This is a genomic window from Synechococcus sp. R6-5 (genome assembly GCF_047461775.1).
GTDB lineage: Bacteria > Cyanobacteriota > Cyanobacteriia > Thermostichales > Thermostichaceae > Thermostichus.
Genome location: NZ_JANSHV010000373.1, coordinates 1 through 534 on the forward strand (window position 1 = coordinate 1; position 534 = coordinate 534).

General features: G+C 58.1%; 1 protein-coding gene. It reads left to right on the forward strand.

The genetic code is table 11. From position 1 onward, the window contains the following. A partial coding sequence (locus tag NW818_RS13825; protein WP_414424880.1) for a hypothetical protein occupies window positions 1–534 on the forward strand: 534 nt, incomplete at both ends.

Sequence of the window (534 nt, forward strand, 5' to 3'; positions counted from 1 at the left end):
CCGATCGCGTAAGCGGGACGGAGTCCTTAGGGCTAAACGGCATGCGCCAGGCGAGCACCCTGGTGGCCATTCACAGCCGGGAGCTGGGGATCCGCGCCCTGGAAGCCCAACAACTCACGGTAGCGGGGTGGGTGATCAAGTTTTTCAACACCTATCTGCGGGCCGTCATCAACGCGCGAGACATCCGCAGCGGCTACAACCTGCTCAAGCAGTACCGCTTGTTGGCCGAGGCAGCCCTACAACACCGCCAGTCGGCTCTGGTCTTGCAGATTGTTGGCTACTTTCGCTACTACAGCTTAATTGCCTACAAAGCTGGTCTCTTTTTCCTATCTGAAACCTTTGGCTTTGATCTGGATCTGGGAATGTTGGCCCAGTCGAGCTGTGCTCTGGGCTCTGAAACAACGGAAGCCATTGTGCAAGCCTCGTTACGTCTGGATCAGGATCCCGAAAGCGAGCAACAGGAAACCACCCTGCGTGGGATCCGCAAAACCCAAGTCCGCTCGGCAGCCTATCGCGTCAGCGGGACGGAGTCCT